At 65.6% G+C, this 1,232-nt stretch carries 3 protein-coding genes; all 3 read right to left on the bottom strand.

Annotated elements, in window-relative coordinates:
* Positions 1 to 122, bottom strand: a 122-nt coding sequence (locus tag IEZ00_RS38260) for a Scr1 family TA system antitoxin-like transcriptional regulator (RefSeq protein ID WP_373293257.1), incomplete at its 3' end; no start/stop codon positions are given.
* Positions 123 to 384: 262 nt separating this feature from the next.
* Positions 385 to 582, bottom strand: a complete 198-nt coding sequence (locus tag IEZ00_RS34455) for a DUF397 domain-containing protein (RefSeq protein ID WP_229796386.1) — start codon at positions 580 to 582, stop codon at positions 385 to 387.
* Between the two features lie 18 nt (positions 583 to 600).
* Positions 601 to 1,232, bottom strand: a 632-nt coding sequence (locus IEZ00_RS34450) for a DUF5753 domain-containing protein (RefSeq protein ID WP_229796385.1), incomplete at its 5' end; no start/stop codon positions are given.

The raw sequence follows: 1,232 nt of genomic DNA, 5'->3' as shown, positions 1-1,232 counted from the left end.
CCCGTCAGCCCGCGCCCATCCGCGACGACGCGAAAAGTGATGTTCGGGCAGTAGTACGGCTCCCGAAGGTGTCGGATCTGCTCGGCGCAGATCTCCTCATCGCCCACCGGAGTACGCAACACGGACTCCTAAACCAGGAGCGTGATCTCCGGCGAATTCGGGCCAAATAGGCGTTCCTGCCGCACCAGTCGGGCGCGAACCAGGCGTTCGATATCGCCGGACAGCAACGCGTGGTTGGTCTGGGTTACCGCGCGCGTAGCGCTCCGTCTGGACCAGACCGTGCAGCTGCCATCGGCCTGTCCCATGCGAAAAATGATGCGAACTAGGGCGCATCGAGCAGTCAAGACGAAGGCTGCGTCCATTATGGACGCAGCCTTCAGTGGGTCAGCCGTCGAACCGGCCGGTGCGCACCTCCTCCAGAAACGCCGCAAGCCGGGCCTGCCCGAACCGCAGAGTAGGCCCGGTTGGGTTCTTCGAGTCGCGGACGCCGCGCAGATCTCCGCTGCACGCCAACTCCACGCACGCGCCGCCCGAACTGTTCGACCGGGAGGACTTACGCCACATGGCATCTTCTGTCATCATGCCGCTCCTCGGTTGCCGTCATAGTTTCGCTATCACCGTACCGAGCAGCGAAAGCGACTCGGAAGGCGACAGCGCGAGGGGAAGCAGCTCAGACATGGTCGCCTCGTAGCGAGCGATGCGATCCGGCTCGTCCACGAACACGCCATCGGTCAGCGTCTCCACGTAGACCAGGTTCGGCCGCCGGCCGCCTTCGGGAGTCAGCACCAGGAACAGCGGTGCACCGATGCAGGGATGCGCTCCAAGCGAGGTCGGGACCACACGCAGTTCGACTACGCCCCGGCGGGCAAGGTCCGCCAGATGTTCGAGCTGCTCGCGCATCACCTCGACACCTCCGATGCAGGCACGCAAGACGTGCTCCTCCACCACGAGGTGAACGGTCGGCGGGTCATCGCTGGTGAGCCGTTCCTTACGTGCCATCCGCGCCCGGACCAGGCGTTCGACGTCGATCGGGCTCAGCGATGAGTTCGTGGAGATGACCGCGCGGGCGTAGCGCTCCGTCTGCACCAGGCCGTGCAGCAGCATCGGCTGGTACACGCGGATGATCGCGGCCGTTTCCTCGGTGGCGAAGAACCTCTTGACCCGCTCAGGCACGGCGCTGCCCCACGAGGTGCGCGGTCTGCGCTGCCGGGCCAACTGCGCCAGGTGCTCGA

Origin of the sequence: Saccharothrix coeruleofusca (assembly GCF_014648515.1) — a bacterium.
GTDB classification, from domain to species: Bacteria; Actinomycetota; Actinomycetes; order Mycobacteriales; family Pseudonocardiaceae; genus Actinosynnema; species Actinosynnema coeruleofuscum.
This window is presented reverse-complemented; position numbering and strand designations above follow the sequence as displayed.